This window comes from Kocuria nitroreducens (genome assembly GCF_042879195.1).
Classification (GTDB): Bacteria; Actinomycetota; Actinomycetes; order Actinomycetales; family Micrococcaceae; genus Kocuria; species Kocuria nitroreducens.
On sequence record NZ_JBHZTC010000033.1, the window covers coordinates 1 to 22,078 of the forward strand.

At 57.1% G+C, this 22,078-nt stretch carries 12 protein-coding genes and 4 pseudogenes; 6 read left to right on the plus strand and 10 right to left on the minus strand.

The window, feature by feature from the left end; genetic code table 11:
• Positions 1-157 precede the first annotated feature (157 nt).
• A pseudogene (locus ACFYE1_RS16355) lies at positions 158-646 on the plus strand (IS21-like element ISMyma9 family transposase); the annotation flags it as partial.
• On the opposite strand, the pseudogene ACFYE1_RS16360 reads toward ACFYE1_RS16355, so the two are convergent.
• A pseudogene (locus ACFYE1_RS16360) lies at positions 644-1,093 on the minus strand (transposase); the annotation flags it as partial. The pseudogenes ACFYE1_RS16355 and ACFYE1_RS16360 overlap by 3 nt on opposite strands.
• Before the next feature lie 791 nt (positions 1,094-1,884).
• On the opposite strand from ACFYE1_RS16360, the gene ACFYE1_RS16365 reads away from it, so the two are divergent.
• Both ACFYE1_RS16365 and ACFYE1_RS16370 read left to right on the plus strand, forming a co-directional pair.
• Positions 1,885-3,903: a hypothetical protein gene (locus ACFYE1_RS16365; protein WP_387745252.1), complete on the plus strand. Its 2,019-nt coding sequence runs from the start codon at positions 1,885-1,887 to the stop codon at positions 3,901-3,903.
• A 219-nt stretch (positions 3,904-4,122) separates the two neighbouring features.
• Complete coding sequence (locus ACFYE1_RS16370) at positions 4,123-5,526, plus strand: hypothetical protein (protein ID WP_387745255.1); 1,404 nt, start codon at positions 4,123-4,125, stop codon at positions 5,524-5,526.
• Positions 5,527-5,558: 32 nt separating this feature from the next.
• Here ACFYE1_RS16370 and ACFYE1_RS16375 read toward each other — a convergent pair.
• Positions 5,559-6,660: pseudogene (locus ACFYE1_RS16375) on the minus strand (IS630 family transposase).
• A gap of 668 nt (positions 6,661-7,328) precedes the next feature.
• Between ACFYE1_RS16375 and ACFYE1_RS16380 the strand changes: the two are divergent.
• Positions 7,329-7,709: a hypothetical protein gene (locus tag ACFYE1_RS16380; protein ID WP_387745258.1), complete on the plus strand. Its 381-nt coding sequence runs from the start codon at positions 7,329-7,331 to the stop codon at positions 7,707-7,709.
• Between the two features lie 238 nt (positions 7,710-7,947).
• Here the strand turns inward: ACFYE1_RS16380 and ACFYE1_RS16385 are convergent, their stop codons facing one another.
• The gene (locus ACFYE1_RS16385) at positions 7,948-8,775 is read right to left on the minus strand and encodes a hypothetical protein (protein WP_387745261.1); all 828 of its coding nucleotides are present in this window, start codon (positions 8,773-8,775) and stop codon (positions 7,948-7,950) included.
• Between the two features lie 630 nt (positions 8,776-9,405).
• Between ACFYE1_RS16385 and ACFYE1_RS16390 the strand changes: the two are divergent.
• Positions 9,406-10,211, plus strand: a pseudogene (locus ACFYE1_RS16390) (IS5 family transposase).
• 402 nt (positions 10,212-10,613) lie between these two features.
• Here ACFYE1_RS16390 and ACFYE1_RS16395 read toward each other — a convergent pair.
• The 5 genes from ACFYE1_RS16395 to ACFYE1_RS16415 all read right to left on the minus strand — a co-directional run bounded on the left by ACFYE1_RS16395 (position 10,614) and on the right by ACFYE1_RS16415 (position 16,054).
• Positions 10,614-10,952 carry a hypothetical protein gene (locus ACFYE1_RS16395; protein WP_387745264.1) on the minus strand — a complete coding sequence of 113 codons (339 nt, stop codon included), beginning with the start codon at positions 10,950-10,952 and terminating at the stop codon, positions 10,614-10,616.
• A gap of 13 nt (positions 10,953-10,965) precedes the next feature.
• Positions 10,966-11,685, minus strand: a complete 720-nt coding sequence (locus tag ACFYE1_RS16400) for a GAF and ANTAR domain-containing protein (RefSeq protein WP_387745267.1) — start codon at positions 11,683-11,685, stop codon at positions 10,966-10,968.
• Between the two features lie 316 nt (positions 11,686-12,001).
• Positions 12,002-14,593, minus strand: a complete 2,592-nt coding sequence (locus ACFYE1_RS16405; RefSeq protein ID WP_387745270.1) for an AAA family ATPase — start codon at positions 14,591-14,593, stop codon at positions 12,002-12,004.
• 312 nt (positions 14,594-14,905) lie between these two features.
• Positions 14,906-15,496, minus strand: coding sequence for a recombinase family protein (locus ACFYE1_RS16410; protein ID WP_387745273.1), 591 nt, complete (start codon positions 15,494-15,496; stop codon positions 14,906-14,908).
• A gap of 216 nt (positions 15,497-15,712) precedes the next feature.
• Positions 15,713-16,054 (minus strand): hypothetical protein, encoded by a 342-nt coding sequence (locus ACFYE1_RS16415; RefSeq protein ID WP_387745276.1) that lies wholly within the window; start codon positions 16,052-16,054, stop codon positions 15,713-15,715.
• Positions 16,055-16,325: 271 nt separating this feature from the next.
• Here ACFYE1_RS16415 and ACFYE1_RS16420 point away from each other — a divergent pair, with 271 nt between their 5' ends.
• Positions 16,326-17,408: a DUF3644 domain-containing protein gene (locus ACFYE1_RS16420; protein ID WP_387745279.1), complete on the plus strand. Its 1,083-nt coding sequence runs from the start codon at positions 16,326-16,328 to the stop codon at positions 17,406-17,408.
• Between the two features lie 341 nt (positions 17,409-17,749).
• Here ACFYE1_RS16420 and ACFYE1_RS16425 read toward each other — a convergent pair whose 3' ends face one another.
• Both ACFYE1_RS16425 and ACFYE1_RS16430 read right to left on the minus strand, forming a co-directional pair.
• Entirely contained in the window at positions 17,750-20,308 is a 2,559-nt protein-coding gene (locus ACFYE1_RS16425; RefSeq protein WP_387745282.1) for a DEAD/DEAH box helicase, read from the minus strand.
• Positions 20,305-21,888: a site-specific DNA-methyltransferase gene (locus tag ACFYE1_RS16430; protein ID WP_387745285.1), complete on the minus strand. Its 1,584-nt coding sequence runs from the start codon at positions 21,886-21,888 to the stop codon at positions 20,305-20,307. The genes ACFYE1_RS16425 and ACFYE1_RS16430 overlap by 4 nt, the downstream gene beginning before the upstream one ends.
• Positions 21,889-22,078: the final 190 nt, after the last annotated feature.

Below are 22,078 nucleotides of genomic sequence, written 5' to 3' on the forward strand. Positions count from 1 at the left end.
GACCCATTGGCCGCGCTCACCGCCTGACCACCACAGGAAGGACCGTTACACCACGCCCAGGGACTTGACCCGTCTCAGGGTCGGTTTCGGTCGAATAGGTAGCTGAAGTTCCTGTCGAAAAGTGAGCAGCTCGTCCAACGATTGGAGAGTGATCACTGTGGAGGATTGGGCGCTGATCCGTCAGCTGCATCGGGTGGAGGGCTTATCGCAGGCGGCGATTGCCAGGGAGTTGTCGCTGTCGCGGAATACGGTCGCGAAGGCGATCCGCTCGACGGACCCGCCGTCCTACAGCTGGCGTCCGCCGGTGGAGGGGGCGTTTAGTGAGGTCGAGGCCGCGGTGCGGGATGTGCTGGCCCGCTTCCCGTCGATGCCCACCGCGGTGCTCGCCGAGAGAGTCGGCTGGGAGGGCTCCCGGTCGTGGTTCTACGCCAACGTGGCCAGGTTGCGCCCGGGGTACCGGGTGGCTGATCCGGCGGACCGGCTGATCCATCACGCCGGGGAGCAGATCCAGTGCGATCTGTGGTTCCCGGGCCGGCTAATCCCGGATCATGCCGGGGTGGCCCGGGACTTCCTGGTGCTGGTGATGGTCGCCTCCCACTCCCGCTACGCGGCGGCTGTGCTGTTGCCCACCCGCACGACCGGGGACCCACATCTCCGGCTTGTCGGGGAATTCTCGCTGCAGGCGCCCAGCGATCTGCTCAGGCGAATACTTATCGGCGAGGTCTCTCACGACGATCGCACGCAACTCGGGATGGGTGTGCAGCTTCGCCGGCTTCGGGCGCGCTGCTCGTTCATAGGCCAGCACATGCGCTGTCGTGGCCCGATAACCGCCTTGGGCGGTGGCCTTGCGTCGCAGTTCCCGCGAGATCGTCGACGGTGATCGGCCGATCGCCTCTCCGATCTGCCGCAAAGACTGTCCCTGAACGCGCAACAGGGCGATCTCCTCCCGCTCGGCGAAGCTCAGGCACCGGCCCTTAAGGTTGCGTCCGCGGCGTGGCCGCACCCCACCGGCCTCCTCCAGAACCCGGGCCCCGGTGCGCCGGCTTGTACGGATAGCTGCCACCGCCCCGGTAATGAACTCCCCGGCCTGCATCCGCTCCCAAAACACCTGGAGCAGGTCCGACGTGATCAGGATCGAGTACCCACACACAACACCATCCCCAACACTCAGTGTTGCACCCACCGCGAAAACCCGAGGTGCGTCTACTGTGAACCTACTGAAATCGTCACCATAGGGTTATCTGAGCGCAACGAACTGGATCTATTGGTTCACATCGGAAGTGATTCCTTGATCGGAACTGACAAGCGGGAAGACTTGGGACATTAGCCGGCGCTACTCGGCGACGGGTCAAGTGCAGTTCACCTGTCGGTTGGGGGATCCGTGATTACTGTCCGGTTCCAGTACCTCAGCGGTATCAAAAACGACGTCTTACAGAATACTCGGCCCACCGGCCACTGGAACAGCCGGGGTGACATTGTCATGCAAGAGATCACCACCGGGGTCGGTTGCCCCACGTTCGAAATTCCCGGAACTTTTGACGACGCAATGGCAGGTCAAACAGTTCATTGGGGCGTCCGCCTTGTAAGCCCCGCCGGGTCAAACCAATGGAAAAACGTCACCGAGGACCGAGCCCCACGACATTATGCCCTAGCGCACCGCCATACATACAGCTGTAGGCAGGTAAAACACGGAGCAGTACTGTCAGAACCTAACTGCATCAAGTCAATAAAAGCTAAATTACCCATGATGCGCCCGTTAAACCAAGCTTGTAAAACCGCAGGCATAAGCATGGCAAAACCCAACTATCATACGAAAAAATGTGCGGAAAATAAAAATCCAATATGGCCAATTATTCCACTCTGCCGCCCACTTAGAAGGTTAAAATGAGCACCCAGGAGCAACCCCCGACCACGCGACAAAATGCAATTGACAGTCAAAATAAAAAGAAGGCAGATTTACAAAAAATAGAGGAAGCCCAATCAAAAGTTAACAACCAACAAATTCAAGACATTGTGAACACCTTTGTCGGCGAATTTGAAAATAGAGTTACAGAAAAACAGCAACTTAAAGATCCCGAAACTAAAAGCGAAACGCCAGAGCTGTGCGATATCTTAAAATACGGAGAAGGACCCGAACAGATTGTTAATTTTCACCAGCTTATTGTTGCAAAGGCTCTCGAGGTATTCAGAGGTGACGAAATAGATGGCGGGCCCATACCAACCTTAGCATGCAATATTTTGCCCAACACAAGGGTAAACTTCTGCTTTGATCTTCAGTATCAACAACAATGGTTCTTCAACTACCTTAAATTGGGAGCGCTCTCTGCCAGCATCGCTTTGGCTCCTAATGAGACACTGTCAATTTCAGTACGAAATACTCAGATTACAAAGTTTGATCGAGAAACTTTAGACGAAGAGGAAAGAACGGAACAGACTGAAAATTCGACAGCCTTCAATGATGTGTTTAATGTTACGAAGTCATCATCTAAAACCAACAATTGGACTGTCAGTGGCAATGCTGGAATAACGTTGCCTAAATTTAGTGTAGGAGTTAGTGGGTCAGTTACAAGTACGGTCAATAATGCCTTTTCTTCGTCAGCGCAACAAACGAAAAATAGTACAGAAAAATCTGCGTCAAATTTAAAAACACTACACAAAGTTCAGGTACGAGAGTCCACTGAAACAACTGCCGAAGATACAACTGCAAGGAAAATTCGTAATCCTTACCGGGACCGCACATTACGCATTGACGTATATAACTTGGTGAAGGAGTATGATATTCAATTTAAATCAACCCAAGTACTGCCAGCCATAGAAATTACGCCCGGGATTCTGAGATTTGACCGCGAGTTTATTCTCAGCAATGGCAGGTTCCTTGCAGAAGAACTAACGGACCAAACACTCGCAGCAGAACTTGCCGAGGCACTCCAGTTAACAAGTAATTCCCCAGAAGAAACTTTTGGAGAACGTGCGGGCCAGGTAGCTTTAATGGCGCTCGATAGTCTTTTTGGGAGCAAACCCATATTCAATTTCCCGACTCCATGGCCAAACCCCTCCATAGGCGAATCTGGCCCAATACGCCCAAGACCATGGGATGAAAATGATGCACAAAATTCTTTTATATTTCCTCTAGAATCGAGCTTTAGCGCTTATGCAGATGCAGTTGATACTAATTTCGGCATTATTTATTCTACATTAGCATCATATAATCGAGTGTATCTAGATCAAGTCTTACCCGGCAAGAATGCAAGTCTGGCTGTCGAATTGGCGATTTCATTAGAGGCGCAGATAGGGCCGCTATGGTTGCCCGACAAGCCTGAACACATAAGTACTGTAATTGACAGCAATCGGTCAACCGAAGTATTCCGTAGGATATCAGGATTTTTAGCCATGGTAAAGGGAATATTGAGTCCTTTATTACAGCCCGCAGAAGGGGAGAAAGAGGAAAAACTGGCACAACAGCGAGCTGAATGGGTGTTATCTCGGGTAATAAAACACCTTACTTGCCACAATCGTTACTATTCTGAACGATACATTTACCACTTAGCAGCAAAAACAAGAACGCGGTCTATTGCACAATTTGCCCAAGACATTCTTGTAAATCATCTCCCTCAACTTGGAAAAAATGGATTGACGCTGTTTGATCCGGATACAGCCTTCCTCAGCCGTGATAGTATCATCGTCCCCATAAGAGTATCTCCAGAAGCTGGGGATTTGGCCAATCTATTGACAACGCTGGAACAAGACGCTCCAGACGTAGAACCAGGAATTCTTACCAACCAGACTCTAACCATTCCCACGGATGGTGTTCATATGGAGTCATCCTCGGGTTTCTGTGTCCTAGGTGAAATCATGGATTCGCCAATTAGTGGACCGATAAAAGTTGTACTGGAACAAGAGTAAACTTATACTCATTTTTTTGACAGCCTAAGTGTGTTCATCCACTACTCTGCTTAAAAGTTCTTATATGCTCAATGCAACAACTTCACCGGTAATGCGATTTCCTCTACTAACAACGCCATTTATAATTTTTCTTGTCGGGTTAGGTGTTTCATATTGCGAACCGTTTATTCGAATTAGCCTTTATAAACCCCGCCCTGGCCTAGTATGGCGTGGAAATGAATGCTTACAATGGGAAATTCTGTTTGTGGAGACCATGATTCCGTACTGATGGAACGCATTTCATATGCTCTTCTATCTTTTGTATCAGAAAAGGATGTCCAGGCCATAGCCCATCGCCGTAAGGAACTATGGGAAAGCTTTAAATGTTTGTCCCCTTCAGCCGCAGCACCATTGCTGGAACGTTTGTCAGGCCCCCACCCCGATGATGAGCTTTCTGTTCGATTCTCCCGCTTATCGACCAATACCAGGAATAAATTGCTCACTATTCTACGGGATGCAAGAAGGCCGCTGATCCTGAAGAATAATGGCTCAGGTTTGCCCCCTGCGGCCGCAGAAGTTTTGTATCAAAGAGAAGTTGACGCGGAAGTTCGTAAAGTTTTACAACTGCCTGCCGAAGAGCGTCTCATACTGGCATATGAAACTTTGCAAAATCTTCGCCAAATTGCGCATGATCCTTTACTGGCCCAAGTTAATCCCAAATTATTGCGCTCGTTGAACACGGAGCTCGATGCGATGGAGCGTGTTGTTATACGTTGGAGAACGCAACGCTATCTTTTTTATCAGGGTCCCGCGACTGGGCGAATTTTGGATTCTCAAGCTCCGCGTAGTCGAAAACGTCTTACTCTTGCAGCGGCCGCAACGATAGCGATTCTTGACGGACCCGAGCCAGGGCCAGCTGACCTTGTAGCATTGGTAGGATTAATTATTGGGTTTTCCGTGGTTGCTAACACGGCATCCACTTTTGCTCCAGGCAGACGTGAAAGGCAAAATGAACTTTTGGATGAATATGTGGTTACTTTGCAACGATCCGTTCAAGCTGTTACGGCTAATGCTTCACGTTTGACGCCTAAAAGTACAGTTGAATTCCCCCGGCCGCTGGATAAACCTATTTCTCCCCCCGTGGAGGAGACTAAAAAAACAAAAAGACGGCCTTGTCAGACCTCATGGGTACCGCGGGTGGGTGGAAATCGATTAAAAAGGTATCACAATGACTTTTGCGAGGCCATGATAATTAGAATGAAGTTGCCCGTTTCACCCTTATTGGAATACAAAGTTACGACTGGTGGCAAAACGTTTACTCAGTTTGACACTTATGATTCCAGTAGTTATACATATTATGATTTTAAAACAAGATATGAATATATAGGGGATGATAGTAATCCTAAAGCATGGATGGCTGTTAATGGTTTGTTTTCTGATGCTGAGAAACAAAGAATGACGTTGGTAAATTGTGGATTAGAGGGAGATTTGGTGTGGATTTTTGATACCGCTAAGGCCGCCGATGCTGTAAGGAGTTTTCTTGGAGGCGGGTGGCCTCTTGATCAGGTTCTTTGTATGCCCTGGTCGCCGCATAGTAAGCAAAACCTTTCGGCTGAAAATAAATGTCGTTCTGCTACAAAATAATTGTTTTTTATAATTATTTACGGCACAGGTTTTTATTTAGACCAAGGGGATGCGGTGCTTGTCCTAGTGGACCATAATTGAAGTCGTTGAGCGGTTGGTTTTTTCAGGATCTCGGCGCTGGCTTTAGTCCAAGCGAAGGGGCGGCAACGGTCGTTCCAGCCGGTGACCAAAGCCCGGATCTGCTTGTTCAGCTCGGGCACCGAGGCGACATCAGCCAGGTGCAGCGCTTGGCGCTCGATGATGCCCAATCAGACCTCCACGAGATTCAGCCATGACGCCGAGGTGGGTGTGAAGTGCACCTGGAACCGGGGGTTCTCGGCCAGCCAGGCCTTCACCTCGGGGGTCTTGTGGACCGCGTAGGTGTCCATCACCGGGTCCGGCTGCTGATCCGGGTAGGACCGGGCGACCTGCTTGAGTAAGGCGGGAAACTCCTGGCGCCGGTGCCGCGGCTTGCACGCGGTCGTGACATGACCGGTGGCGATCTCCAGCGCGGCGACCAAGGTCAAGGTCCCGTGACAAATGTAGCCGTGGGGCCTCACCGCCGGCTGGTCGGACTGCATCGGCAGCCCCGGTGCAGTGCGTTCCAGCGCCTGGATCTGGGCCTTCTCGTCAACGCACGACACGATGGCGTTGTCGAGTGGGGCCAGATACAGCCCGACCACGTCGACGACCGTCGCGACCAGTTCCGGTCGGTGGACAACTTGAACGTGCCGGCCCGCCAGGGGTGCACCCCGTACTCCCGCCAGGCTATCGCCACGGTGGTGATCGAGCCCCCGCATGGAACCCAACAGCCGCGAGGACCAGTGCGTGACTTCCAGCTTCGGGAGGGGGCCGTAGGGTGGTGGCGGCCACGATTGCCCGATGGTCAATCTGCCGGGGCCGGCCCGACCGGTCATGGTCGGACAGCCTCTCGATGCCAGCCTGCTTGTAGCGGGCCCGCCAGGCGATCACCGTGGTGCGGGTGGTCCCCATCTGCTGGGCAATCTCGGTGCTAGTGAGCCCCTCTGCGGCCAGCAGCACGATCCTTGCCCGCAGAGCCAGCCCGACCCGCATCGAGGTCGCGCGCACCAGATGGGTCAGCTCCTCCCGGTCGCCTTCCCGGAGAAACAGCGGGGCCGCAAGATGGTTTGCCACAACCCATGGTCCTACCTCATCAATCGCTGAGGAACTACAACCCCCGGACACTAGGGCACGTTCAAGACTTGGCAAAGAGCTTCTTCATCTTCAAAGTGTCACCCCACTGGCCACCGACCACTCCATCCTGGCCACCGCCTAACCGAAGGTCGCCGCCCACGAGTCAAAGTTGTGGATTCCGACCCGCTCCAACAGCTTTGGGCCCAGGTAGCGCTGCATCACGTACATCTCGGTCGCCAATTTCGCAATCGGTGTAGCGGTCGCCCCTCAGCGATGTTTCCTCCAGCATTGCAATAGCTACATTACCGTCGCCTCCTTAGTCATATATTTCAATTCAGACAAAATTAGCAGACACCTCTAGGAGGCAGGGTCAGAGACTGTGATGCTAGTGCATATTTGAGTTTGAACAGCAAAGGAAATCCTTGGGTCATCCAAAAATCGACGCTTACTCGAAGTTGCCAAGAAGGTAATCAGAAATACGGGGTAATACCAATGCTTATATACCTTTAGTAGCTGCGGATGCATCGGCGGAGGTCATCCGCAATGCTAGCAACGTGCAGAGCGTGGCTTTATCTGACGCCCTGCGAGATGCGCAGTTAAGGATTACGATTTTCTGGGCACATCATTTGTGACCGATAGTGACTATAAAATATACTGCAGGAGACATCATGAAAATTCTTCGTATTGAAAGCTATGACGTCCAATTAAATATACGGCAACTGCCTCTACCTGAGGGAGATATCTATTACACTATGAATTTGAGAGGAACATCTGAAGGTGCCGGTGCGACGCATGCACTAATTCAATTTCAAACGCAACGGGATCCTTCCTTCCCGGGGTATGAAGCAGGGTTGCCCGGAGAAATTACTCTCTTTGCATGGTTGCCCTTCGATTTGTTTGTAAGGTGGTACGATATATTGCGTAACGAGAGTCCAGTTAGCCTTTCTTATTACACCAACGAGTCCGACCGCGGTGTTGGCCAACTCGAGCTGTTTACTGGGCCTGAACCTCTCGGCGAAGGCCTTGCCGATAAATATGTCACTAAATAGGTCGGGGTATCCCGGGTCTGCTCGGATTTTTTGCCTGGCCACGGTTTCATTACCGCGAACTTTATTTAAATAAACAGGAATGCATGGTGGTTCGCAACGCAGTTCGTTGGGGGACCGGAAAATTATGGTTTTGCTGTAAGTGACGCAATCCTGGCCAGTAATACCCGCCCACTCACTTAATGGAGTCCACACCGATTTTGGGCGCACTTGGCTCTGGCGGATTATTCTCGCGTCGTTGCTAGCGGTAGGTGATGTGTGTGCATGAGCGAGCGACAGCTTTTTGCCACTTCGTCAGGCTAGTACCTGTACGACTCTGATTGCTGTACATAAGATTCCGCTTAGGCTTCCGGTGAAACAGATCGCAGCTGTGCCCGATTTCATGGGCGAGTGTCGCATGCTCAAAGTCTTCATAGGGTTTGACTTCGTCAACATCTCCAGTCGGCGCCCATGACGGTGGAAGAGCTGTAGGCTCAATATATCCATAGTTTTCGAACCACGCTAAGTGGGCGCACCCAATTATGCTTCCTTGTACATCACGAACCACAAACATTGTAACTGGAGTGCCGTATCCAGCAAAGGTTCCGCCTGGCGTACGCGCTATCCGATTTCGATACCATGCCCCCATTTCACCAAACATGGGTCCAATTTGAGTATGAATATCGCTCGCGCCGGATGAGCATGGCGGATTGAGGACATCGGATGGAGCCCGTTCCGCAGACTCGCGCACAATATCACCAAAAACACCTTCAACTTTTACGTTGAGTTCGCGCTCAAAAATTCTTTGCGTAATTGCTACTGCGCTCTCAACCCGATCGCGGGGCGCAATCGGGTTACCATTTTCGTCACTAAGAATAACAACCCGCAATCTGAGCTTTTTTTCAGGTATCCACTCCAGATAAACTAAAGGGATTTCCCATAACAAGCTTATTTTACTGATTCCATTTTTGACAATATTAGAAATGATGCTTGTTAGTCCGCCTATGCCGTGCCAGACACGTTTAGCCGTACTTTTGACGCGCTTCCAAACTTTGCGCCCGAAACTTCTAGCTGATCCCCACCAGCCCATGCTGACTCCTCAGTTTGATTTACGAGAGGTGGAGTAAGCTGACCTGCCCTTCGTTCGCCATCCGAACGCGCGTGCACCAAGAGCAACAGTCCGGCGAATCAGCCCCCGCAGCTAGTCCACATCGGGTGATCAGGCTATGAAAAAGCACTCATACCAGCAAGGACTACTGGCCAGTTGGAGCATACATTTCGCTGATTTTTCCGCGAAAGTGGACTTTTCCGTTGCCATGTCCTGTGATTTCGTATGTCGAGTGGGCGAATCAATGCTGAACAGAGCCCGGATGCCCTTGTGCAAGACAGGCCCCCGTGGATCGTTCTTGAATTTGTTAGACGGTTGGCTTTTTTAGGATTTCGATGCTTGTCTTGGCGTTGAACTCACTGACCAAGACGGCGTCAGCACGGGGCATGGCCTGGTGCTCAATGATGCCGACCTAGACCTAACCCAGATTCAGCCACGAGGCAAAGGTCGGTCCGAAATGCGCGTAGAAGCGCGAGTTCCCAGCCAGCCAGGCTTTGACCTTCGGGGTGTTGTCCATAGCGCAGTTGTTCATCACCAGATTTAGAGGTCATTTCAGAATGAGTTGGTCGTAGCTCTTGAGCTCTGATTGCGTCCCCGTCGACCCTGGTAGGCATGATGGGGGATCTCGTACCGGACTTGCTGTGGGAGCAAGCCGAGCCGTTGTTGCCCCCACGCCCACCCCGCCGCTACAAGCACCCGGGGCGCAGGCCGACCGATGACCGGGCCGCTCTGGCGAAGAACCGTGTTCGTGCTCAAGATCGGGATCGGCTGGAATCAGTTGCCGCGGAATCTGCTGGGCGTCTCCGGGGTCACGTGCTGGCGACGACTGAGGGACTGGACCGAGGCCGGGGTCTGGCCGGCGGTGCACGAGCTACTCCTGGCCCAGCTGCGCGCCGCCGGCGCGCTGGACCTGGACCGGTGCGCGGTGGACGGTTCGCATGTGCGGGCCCTTAAAGGGGGGACCACGTTGGACCCAGCCCTGTCGATCGGGGCGGACCAGGTTCCAAACACCATCTGATCGTTGACGCCCACGGCATCCCGCTGCAGGCCACCTGACCGGAGGGAACCGCAACGACGTCACCCAGTTGCTGCCCCTGGTGGACTCGATCCCGCCGATCCGCGAACTCCGCGGGCGGCCTCGCCGCAAGCCGCGGGAGCTGTTCGCCGACCGGGGCTACGACCACGACAAGTACCGACGGCTGCTGCGAGCCCGGGGCATCACCCCGCGCATCGCCCGCCGCGGAGTCGCCCATGGTTCCGGGCTGGGCCAGCACCGCTGGGTGGTCGAGCGCGGCTTCGCGTGGCTGCACGCCTACAAGCGGTTGCGCACCCGATGGGAACGCCGAGCCGACCTTCGCCTCGGACTGCGCCAGCTAGCCTGCGTGCTGATCTGCCACCGGCGACTCACCGCATTATGAAACGAGTTCTAAGCTCCTCTGGTGGGACGGACCCCTGGGGCGGTGTGGTGGGGGAAGGCAGTCGATGAAGTTGTTGGCCGCGTGCCGCCGGCAGGACCTGTTGGAAGGGCTACAGGTGCACCGCCTCGGTGGCGGCCTCCCGGCTGAGCAGCATGCCCTGGATGCGGGCGAAGACCGCGGTGAGTTCGAGCACATGGGTGTCAGGTGTCATGGTGGCTTTCACTGCCCTGGTGGATCCGCCCGGAGATCACCCCGGGATATCAGGCTCCGGTCGATGAGTGCCTCCCCCCGCCTCACCGTCTCGGCCTTGGCTTCCCAACCTACGCCGGGTGCGCCGGTCCGGAGCCGCTGGTGGGCAGGCAGTTCCCCCGGGATCTGGCCCCGGTCTTCGGCCAGGGGCGATCAGTCCTCTTCTTCGCCCCGTTCCTGCAGGTTCTGCGGCTGACCCGCCTCGCTCTCCCGAACACCACTGCGGTGGTCGGGGGCGCGGTAGTCGGCGGCGAACTTCAGGGGCGGGATCTGCCGGCCTTCGGCCAGTTCCTGGACCGCCCAGGCCAGCAGGTCCCGCTGCAGTCCCGGCAGGGCCAAGGCGTGGTGGAGGTAGGCGTCGACCTCCATCACCCTGGCCTCTCCGCCGAGGCGGAAGTAGTGCATCCACAGCCGGTCCAACCCGAGGTCGGTGGCTTCCAGGGCCGCGCATAGGGCCCGGGCCTGGGCGGCGCCGACGCCCTCCTCCTCCACAGCCGGTGCGCCCCTAGAGTCGGGGGTCCTCGGCGTGGTGGAGCACGCGCGAGGCCAGTTCCACCACGGGCAGGTGTTGCTGGCGGGCCCGGGCCAGCAGCCGGGCGTGAGCGGCCTCGGCCTCCAGGTCGTGGCGTTCCATCAGCAAGCCCACGGCCTGCTGGATCTCCTGGCGGCCAGCCACAGCATCGTGGAGCTGCCCGGTGAGCTGGTGGGCGGATTGGGAGTCCTGGATGGCCCCCAACAGGGTCGCAGCCGCCCCCGCCAACAGGTCCAGCAGGTGCTCCTCATGCTCGGTGAAGGCCTCCGGTTCACCCGCGTAGACCTTCACCGCCCCGATCTCCTGCCCTTGATAGACCAGCGGGGTGCTCAGCACCGAACGCACCCCGGTGGCGGCTGCGGCCGCGGCCCAGTCCGGCCACCGGGTCTCGGTGTAGGTGTCCTCCACCCGCTGGAAGGTCACGGTGTCCCAGGCTGTGAGGCACGGGCCCTCCCCGGCCGCGTACTGCATCCGATCCACCGCCTCCACCCCCGGATCGGTGGCCGCCAAGGAACTCGGCTGCCCGTTCTGGTCGATCAGCGTCACCCCGGCCCCGACCGCCAACAGGATCAGGTCCTGGGCCACCTCCGCCAGCTCGGCCACCGCACCGGCGGCCGTACCCGCATCCAGCAACAACCCCTGCAACCGGGCAAAAGCGCCAGCCAGCTCCACCACCGACGAATCCGATCCCACCACATCCACCTCCACCACACCACACCCGGCCTCACGGCCGGCCACCACGCCGCCTCTTGACCTACTGGCACCCATGATCCTCCCCCGGCACCGACTTTGACCCTCCTCCCTGCACTGCAGCTGTTCACCGAAGGACGGCATGCTCTGTCTCGAGCAATCCACCCGCTCCCAAATAGCGATCACTCGAGCGCCGCACACGCGCAATGCGGCGATTAACCCGCCCGGCTTCATGACCGCCAACGGGCCATATGTAAAGCGAAAGGCTACTGAAGCGGGATCGAATGCTGCCTGTTGGCGAGACGGTCCCTACCGATTGTCACGTGGTGCTCTTTGACTTGCCCTCGTGGGTCTTCTTCAACTCCTGCAACTCGGCCCAGTGCTGTTCGAGCTTAGTTAGCGTCGGGCTGACACCCAGCGTCACGAGTGGTTGAGAGTGGCCGTCGATGTACCGGCAGGCTTCTTCGAAGATCTCCGTGACTTTGGGGATGATTTCGTCGAGCCTGGCGGTGTTGATGTTCGGTAGCCGAGTCATGCTGACGTTCGGCTGGTAGCGCTGGGTCACGCCTTGGAGCAGTTCGGTTTCGGTAAAGACTTCACACCACGACCTGAGCCAGCCGTAGCCAACACGTACGCTGGCGTCGCGCTTCTCGCCCTCCTGCTGCTTCGCGGCTTGAATGGCGCCGTTGATTTTGCCCTTGATCCCGCCCAGCGTGTCCCAGCGCGGACCTGTCGCACGGGTGACCTTGCCCTTGCCGTCCTCGCCGGTGATCTGGAAGTAGACACAGCGTTTGGACTTCTCGAATAGGGCGAGGAGCGTCGTGGCGAACAGGATGTCGTGCGTGAAGACAATGACCTGGTTGTTCTCGGCCAATCGCGCGATGCGCCCCGCAACCTCCTTGAGTCGGCGGTGGTCGAGGCTCGATACAGGGTCGTCAAAGACCACTGGTGCGGTGATGCCGGCCAGCCGCGCCTCGGCCAAAAAGTCAGCGAGAGCGAGCACCTTCTGCTCCCCCTCGGAGAACACCTTGGACGGCTTGTGCCGACCACTCATGATCTTGCGGCGCTGAGCCTTGCCCTCACGTCCAACGAACTGCAGCTTCAGACTTGGTGCCCTTAGGGCGTTGCACTCCTCGAGGAACAGCGCATCGAAGCTTTGATTGATCATCTGGTTACTGGCGGTCTTGGCCAGCGCGGTCACGGCCCGAACCACTGACGACAGCGGGCGCTTGAGGGTCCTGAGCTGGTCCACCTCCTTGGCACTTTTGACTTGCGCTTCGATCAGCGGCCAGGACTTGCCGAGCTCAACGGCGTCCGTAAGTTCCAGGAGTTCGGTCTGCTTCTGGTCGAGGACTTGGGTCCGGCTCTGCATTTGGGCATGCAGATCCATGATGTTGGTGCCGACGGTCTTGAGGGCGACATGGAGGTCGTCCCTTGGCGTAGCAACCACATCGGCGATCTTGAGGTCGACCGACTTATCCAGCTCGAGCGCGCCGGCTACTACTTTCCTCATCCCTTCGATAGTTTCCACCTGCGGGAAGTAGAGGGGCTTGTCTTCGGCTTCCTTGTACTCGTCGATAAAGGCGACGAGCTCGTTGCTCTGGATGTTGGCGACCTGACGCTTCATATCGGCCAATGCGGCGTCCGTGGCGCGGATGTCCGCGGAAATCTTGTCCTCGAGGTAGGTCGAGTACCTAGCGAGAAGATCTCGTGCAGGCTCCAGCAAGGTTTGGCGGCAGTAGAGGCATCGGCCCACATCGTGTGCGCTGATCTCAACCAGATGTTGTTGGTAAGTCTCGCCAGCCTTGATAAAGCCGCTCCACGTATCGTCTGGATCGGCTGGCAGGTCTGCGGCGGCGAATAGCTCGCTGCGGAAAATCTCATAGTCCCTGTCGAGCTGCGCACGTTTCTCCAGAGCTCCGTTGTATGCGGAGGTGTCGAACGCCAGGAGTGCATCGCCGGCAGCCACCGCTTGCGTGAGGACACGCTGTTCACCCTTGAGACCAGCGATCTGTGCGCCCATGTTATTGGCTCGCAGAGCGGCCACGGCCTGAGTCAGCGCGTCAAGCTGCTTGTCGACATCCTCGCCAGTTGCGGCCTTCGATTCAAGGTCCACCAGGTCGGTGGACGCACCGAGGGTTTCGATCATCGGGTAGATTGTCGACCCGCGTTGGAACCGGGAGAGCAGTCCTGAACTGTCGGTGCCGAGTGCGCTGATGGCCATGTCGATCCGGGCGGTTATTTCCTGAATCGCGGCCGTGACGTGGTTGAACAAGGCAAGCGAGGCAGGGACGTAAACGTAATCGAGGTCCTCGTCCACGTGAGTGGACACCGCAGGACTGTCGAAGATCGACATGCGCGTGAAGGGCGAAACTCCCCGATTACCCGTCCAAGTCAAGGTCTGTTCATCATCGCCGAGCTTGAATTCCAGCTTGGCGGTTGGACCGTGGGAAGCATCGGCGTCGATGTTGGCGAGGATCGTGTCAGCGGTACGGCTGTTCGCCAAGGCCTTGAAGACGCGTGAGTATCCGGTCTTGCCACTGCCGTTCTCCCCATAGAGAATCGTCAGACCCTCGTGCGGCTCGATTACGGCGCCGGGAACCAGAGCATTGACGCCATGAACCTCCGAAACACGGGTCAGGGTCAGCGGCGGCGCAGACACGTCCTGGCGCGCTTCGATGTCGAGCATCGCGACAGCCGGTAGGTCGCGCTTGTCAAGCGACTTTTCCTGCCGAAAGAGCTGGTAAGCCTTGTCATTCATCGTTGCGCCTACAGGGCGCCCAGAATCGATCACATCAGATACGAGAAGGCGCACCCATTCATCGTTCGCATTCGCCCAATTGGCTAGCATCGCCCTCGGGTCAACCGACTCAGTGGCTTCCAGATCCACGGATGTAGTCTGCTCGGTCATCAGCAGTCGTACCTCCCGGCGAGACCCGACCAACCGCCCAGCAACCGCTCGACCTGGTAGCACCTGTTCATGTCCGCTCTCAATCTCCTCCGCGCCCCCGGCCGACGCTCAAAGGAAGCTGTTGGGTCGACCTGATGTCGACGCTAGCCATGAAGACCTACATAGTCGTCAGCGGCGCGCGGGCCTCCTCTGCGATAGTCAGGGAACCTCTGGGTTGCAGTCGTCCCACGCCTCCAGCGGCGCGTCGGAAGGCTCCTGCCTCGTCCGTCCGGGAGCGGCTTCAACAGGCAAAACGGCCACCTGAGGAAGGTTTTACGCCACCGTGGAGGGCAGCTCCCGGATCCGCCGATACAGGGTAGCCCGGGACATGCCCAGGTCGCGGGCGACCTGGGTGGCCGGCTCCCCGGACTCGATCAGCCGAAGTGCATTGCGGATCTGGGAGTCGGTAAAGGTCTGGCGCCGCCCGCCGAGGTCCTTGCCGGCGGCCCTGCGCTTGGCCACCGAGTCGGTGACGCGTTCCCGCTTGATCTCCAGCTCCATCTGCGCCAAGGCCGCCATGACCGTGAACACCATCGAGCCCATCGGGGTGGCGGTGTCCACGTCTCCCCCACCCAAATTCAAGACGCGCAGCCCGGCGCCTCTCCCCCGCAGCGCTTCGGCGAAGACCAGCATGTTCTGCGTCGACCGCCCCAACCGATCCAGCGTGGTGATCACCAACGTGTCACCCTCCTCGAGCGCAGCCACCGCCTCGTCAAAAGCGGGACGCGAACCACGGCCTCCAGACACCCCATGGTCCACATAGAGGTCATCGCGCCGCACGCCGGCATGCAGCAGGTCATGCACTTGACGGTCCGCGTCCTGCTGCCGTGTCGACACTCGGGCATACCCGATCAGCTTCCCCATGTCCACCTCATCTGTCTCGCAACCAACGTTGAGTATCCAATTCTAGGGACATGGATAAAGCACATAGCTACGAGACAGGCAGAGCCGCGGAATCATGCGGGCGCAAAAAAGTCTGACGAGACGTCTCGCATCCCATGACCTGCGAGACGTACCAAGCGCGTCGAAAGCCCCTAAGACTCGGTCTCACCCGCCGGCGAACCCCCACCAGAGACAGAGTCAGTCGGTGAATCGTTCATAGGCACTCTGCCGGGAGGTGTTCAGCGCCCAGCCAACCCCGGCCCACGAGGCCCCGCTCCCCCGTGAATCCGCCACGGCATCGCGCAGCGCCATCCCGGCCCCGCGTTCCAGCAGGCGCAGGAACCGCACTCGCTCCAAAGCTCGATCGGCGGCTTCATCGGTTTTCGCGGCGGCCCACGCATCAGCAGCCATGCGCAGGAACTGAGCCACCGCCACCCCGTCACGGTCGTCCACCGGCACAGAATGGTCAGCCAGGGCCGCCCCCAGCTCCCACGCCGCGTGCGGTGCCGTCACGCCCTGCTGCCCATGGGGATCGAGCACATCCACCTCCGAGGTGTCATGAAACCCTGACACTGTCAGGATCTCCTGACACTGCTATGGGGTCAACCACCCCAAGTCGGCACCAGGGCGCACATTCCCTCGCATCGGCTCCAGTCTCGCAACCAAGGCAACGTACAACCCTTGCGTTGCAAGATCAGATGCACCGCTTGGAGACCAAGGTCCGAGAAGGGAGAAGGCAGTATCGGGACACGGGCCCCCCGTTGTCTGGTTGCGAATGCATACTGATCCCATGAGAATGAGGCGGCAGGCGATGCTATACCGGGACAGCGCGGTGGAATCTTTGACATTGGCGATCGAGATCTTCAATCGTCCTTCTCCGATAGCCCGGGACCATGCAGTTCCAATGCTTTTGGGCCATGCATTCGAAATGCTCATCAAAAGTGTCATATACCAAAAGCGCGGAACCGTCCGAGATAAGGGGGATGAACTGACGCATTCCCTGGGCCGTTGCATCGGCATCGCACGGGACGATATGCAGGTGATAACAAATGATGAGCGAGCTCTCCTTTCGGCTCTAAAGCAGGATCGAGATTGCGCCACTCATGACTCGATCACCATGAGTGAAGAACTGCTGTGGGTCCACATGAGGTCTGCCATAACTCTCTTTCGACGTCTTCTCAAGGATGAACTCGAGGAAACCCTAACTGACCTGTTGCCAGGACGGGCTATCCCTGTAAGCACGGAGCCACCTCAAGATTTGCGGACACTCGTAGAAGAGGAGCTTGCCACAGTCACCGCTTACCTGGCCCCGGGAACGCGGAAGGGTCCGGAGGCGCGCGCTCGACTACGGCCGCTTCTAAGTTTGGATGGCGCGGCCACCGGGCGGACTGACCCGCCCACAGAAGCGGAAGTGAATCGAGCGGAGCAGGAGCTTCGCAAAGGTGTCGAATGGGCCAAAATTCTTCCTGGTTTGGCCACCTTGAATGTTGCCCCCGTGTCGCCCGAGTCGGACGCGCAAGAGGTGATCCTTCGGGTCGGTAAATCTGCGGAGGCTATCCCGGTTCGAAAGGCCAAGCGAGACGAGGAAGCTTTGGCTTATCGATCTATGGATCCATTTGAAGAGTATGGGGGAAAGCTTTCTGAATTTGGAAAAAAACTTGGATTGACCCAACAGCAGGGCTATGCCCTGATAGAGCATTTAAATATAAAAAATGACGATGTTGCATACTTTTGTCGTAAAACAAAAAATGGAAGCATTAGATATCAAGGGCTTAGTGCGCGCGCGTATGAGATTGCTAAGAAATCCATTCAAGATGGCCTGGATGTAGAAAAGGTAACTCTCGAATACAATCAATCCCAAAGAGACAAAAGAATATCAGCTCGCACGAGATAATGCATTGGAGGCGAGCGTCTTACTCGCGATGGGATGAGTTCATCATTAGCTGATTAAACACTGCGTAAGAAGTCGGCATTAGACCACTTTTGCGCTCTCCTGTCACCGGCAGCGCACCGCATTATGCAACGAACTCTAAGCCTGGCAGAGGAAGCACCTGGAAAATTCAGGTGGTGAATCGCGCCAAGTTGCTGGGGGTTGCACAAAAAAGTGGGAGAATGTGGGCCCCGGACCTCTCAGACATCGGACAGAGGCCCGAGGACCACGCCGCTCGGGTGCATTCCAGCGGCGTACTGGTCCTATCCACTGAGAAGGGAGTCGCTCGCCCTGGCCTCTGAACATCACTGCCCAAGGCGTTGGAGAGCCGGCCAAGATCCTCGCGCGGTGCGTATGTCAGTCTCCGTTACAAGAAGGTATTTCCATGTGTCCGAGGTCTTGTTTGATGCATTGACCTTGTTAACCCAGCGTTTGGCGGCTTCCCTCTTGGCCATAACTTCATCGTTGGTCACTTGATTGTCGGCTTTGACCTCAAGGACCCAGGAGAAGCCTTCGCGGGTAGTAGCGATGAAGTCGGCGTTGTAGCGCTGACCAGATGCAGCCCACAAAATTGGGAGATCGTTACGGAGTAGGCGGCACCAATCCTTGACCTGCGTAGCCTCGTCGAGCAGAAGAGCCAGATCGCGTTCGGGGGCGGAGTCGAACCAGTTTATGGAATAAACGGAACGTTGCCATCCCTCGTAGGCCTGTCCACGGTCAAAGTGGCCATGTTTGTCGCCGGTGACCGGGCGGGTGTTATGCCTTATCTTGTCGATGGTCGTCAGGGACACGATTTCTTCAAACTGTGGAGCAGAGGCAAAACGTCGATACTCCTTGTTGACCGCGTCCAGGAGCAAAGCTGTGGCTCGCTGAAGGTACGCAGAGAGGATGGTGTCTGCTCCACCATTCAATCCATCCAGGAACGCATCCAGAATGGGCTGGATGGCTCGCCGTTCGACTCCGGCGTCATCACGTCGTGCGACAATAATGCCAAGCCCCAAGACCGCATCAGTAAGAATTGCTCGCAGCTGAGGCATGGTGAAGACAAGACCGGATGCCTCGATCCGATCCACTGCTTCTGCAGTACGCAAGCGGGTGGATTTCAATCCCACGAAGGGATCAGTGTAGACCTCTGCCGATATGACGGTCCGACGCAGAGTGTCGTCGGGGGAAGTGCGAATCTTCTGTCCAAGCCGACGAAACTGCTCGTGGTCAGTGATGTCCGTTAAGGAGAACGTGGACTTCACCGCCATCGGACGCAGGATGGGTATTTGCACCGGGCGCCTTGGAGCGATCTCCGTATTGAGGCGGAACCGTTGCTCCAGAGCGGATTCACTACGTGCGTCGATGGTTGCCAAGGACGGCGCTCCGGTGCGAATTTCTACGGCTGACCCAGCGTTGACGGTCGTGGGGGCAGTATCGGGATTTGTCTCCGCGGATCTGCCGGGGCCGGAGCTGTCGTTCCCCGGTTCCGCAACTGGTGGAGCAGGCTCGGGGAGGACAGGGTTCTCGACCACCTCGACCTCTCGCACAACGACGGTGTTGCCCCGAGAGTCTGTGCGCAAATGCGCCCGAATCTTGTGATCGATGAACTGCTCGGAGAACACGTTTTTCCGCCGCAACAAGTCTTCGTACTTGTCGTGCGCGAGGACCTCAAGAGTGTCCAGCATTTCGATGCCGGTGTACTCACCGAAGGGCAGGCGCAGGCCGCGTCCGAGGACTTGTTCAGTGAGGACGTCCGACAGCGAGGGTTGAGTGGAGAGCAACGCATACACGTTCTTGACGTCCCATCCCTCCTTGAGCATTTGCACCGAGATAACGACCCGGATGGGTGAGTCAGGGTGCTCTATGTCTTGGAGGCGGCGTAGCTCAGTTTCTTCCTTGGCCGCGGTCACCGCTTTGGAATGGACGACGAGGACAGCATCTCGGTAGGCGCCGCCCTTGAAGTCTGAGGACCTGACAATGCTCGCCCAATGTTCGGCCTCAGTGATGTCCCGTGCAACAACGAGCATGACCGGATTGACCCGCGACACCCCCTGCGCCGCGGCCCACTCATCCGCGAGCTCACGCTTGCGTTCCAACAAGGTCGTACCGTCGAGCAACTTAGTGACGGGGTCGTGCTTGTCATCGCGACGACCCACGATGACGGGCGTCTTGACGTACTTACCAGCGATCGCCGCAGCTAAGGGATAACGAAAAATAATCTGGTCGGCCGGCGTCGACTTGTGGGGTGTGGCGGTCAGGCCGATGAGAGCCCAGGGATTCAGCTCGCGCACTGCCGCGGAGAACTGCTTGCCGTAGTACGCGTGATGCTCATCGGCAAACACCACCAGGTCATCTGCTTCCTGCATACGCTGGTACAGACCAGACCCGAGTCCCTCTTGGAAATCGTGGGTTCGGCGACCTGCTTTCGTCGACGGCTTCAGCAGAGACTGAATGGTGAAGACGTAAAGCTTCACCTGCGAGTCGTCCTCCATGGCTGTGGCCATAGAGGGAGTATTGAAGTTATCCGCCGTGATCACCACGAGCGGAGCGTTCATTCCATGGGTGATCGACTTTGGGTTCCCGGGCGTGAGCTGGGCGACGGTCTTGTCCAGGATCGTTCTCGAGGGGGCGATGAGCGCAAAATTGCGGACCCCTTCAACCAGAGCAAGATACTCGAGTGCGCCGGCGAATATGTAGGTCTTTCCCATCCCGGTGGCAGAGTCCACGACACCTTCGAAAGGAGCAGGCCGTTTCTCGATGTCGTAGTGGCGGACCAGCTCGAAAGCGATGGACTCCACCGCTTCCCTATTTGGCTCGCGCAGGTCGAGCCGCTTGGACACTGCAGTAAGTGCCCCAAGGTCCACGCTGATGACGCTCAATGGACGAGCTCCTTGTCCGCTTCGTTTTGGGTAAGAACCACGCTCGGCCAATCGATCACGCTGGTACGTGAACGGAAGGAACGCCGGTAGTCGTCCAGGATGGACTGCGGGATCTTTTTGACGTTGGACCCCATTCGAAGGGCTGCCAATGCTGCGTGACAGTCGGGGTCAACAGCGGTTCCAAAAACGGTCATGAGCTCGCCTTCGTCCAACCATGACACCAGCAAGTCGAGCACTTCCGGGTTCAGCAGTCCGTCGATGACAGCAAGCCGGGTCTTGCCCTTCCGCCCGCAGAACGGTGCTCCGTCCGGGTCATACGAGAAAGACGCTTGCGCTGCTACTGCTTCTGCCAGCGAGCCCCCTGTTGCCCATGGCGCCACGACGACACGATCGTCTTCGGTGCGTTCGAACATGGACGGATGTACGTCGAGCACTCGGAAGCCCCCGCCTCCGGCCCATGCGCTCGACTTGGTGATGCCGGTATCGTCTCGACCTTCTACGACTGCCTGCAGTCGGGGCACGATGTAGTGTTCGACCGTATTGGGGGAACGTTCAATGGTGACCCATCGGCGACCCAGTTTATGGGCCACGGCTGACGTGGTACCTGAACCTACGAAGCAATCCAGGACGATGTCTCCGGGGTCGGTGGCGATCTTCACGATGCGCTCAATGAGCTGTTCAGGCTTTTGCGTGTCAAAGCCCATGCGTTCCTTGGATTGCGAGTTCAGGACCGTGATATCCGTCCACAGGTCGCCAACAGCCACCCCGCCTTCGACATCCAGATATCTCTTGAACTGGGGGGTGCCCCCGGATTTATTTGGCAACTGGATATAGCCTTCCGCCAGAAGCGCGTCCAGCCTTTCGATGGTGGACATTTTTGCGGCATCCGGGCCCAGGAGCTGTTCCGCTTGCGGTGCACGCCAATGAAGGCCCTTAGCCGTGACATCAACACCCTGCCACGGTTGTCCACTGGATCCTGTTCGAACCCCGGTGGCAGTCAGGTTATCGAGTCGGTATTGGCCCCGCTCATCTCTGTTTCCATATTTACCACTGAGGTACTTTTCTTCGTAGGGAAGCAGAATGGGTCGGAACCTGGTGGCCTCCGACTTGGCGTACACAAGGATGGTGTCGTGCATGGTGCCAAGATTTCGCACCGCGGCAGATTTGCCCGTCGTGCGTCTCCAAATGACGGTATTGCGGTAGTTCTCGACTCCAAAGACTTCGTCCATGACCAGACGCGCCCGGTGGACCTCCGAATTGTCCAGGTGCAGCCAGACTGCACCGTCCTCAGCCAGCAACTGCCGAATCTGGCTGAGACGGTCACGCATCATGGTCAACCACACGGAGTGCTGTAGCGCGTCGTTGTACTGGTCAAAGGCACGCTCCGTGTTGAAGGGTGGGTCGATGTAGCACAGCCGCACCTTGCCGACGTACTCGTCGCGGAATTCTGGAAGGGCTGTCAGGGAAGACAAGCCATGAAGTGCGTCGCCTCGAATCAAAAGGTTGTCCTGGGCTCGCTGATCCTCGGACGCTGTCTCTCCGATGCTAGCGACGGAGTCGAGAAGCCGGATTTCGGCCACCCGGTGGTCGTGAGGGTCCACCCACTCAAACGTGTCTCCGACGTCGTGGGCAAGAAGCCTGCGGTCCTTGTTTGTCCACGTAAGTTCGAGTCGACCCTCATGTCGCGTCGTCATCGTTCAGTTGAGTCCCGGATGATGGTGTAACGCTCGGTGGCCGAGTTCGTCGTTCCAGACGAGGCGCGGCCACCGT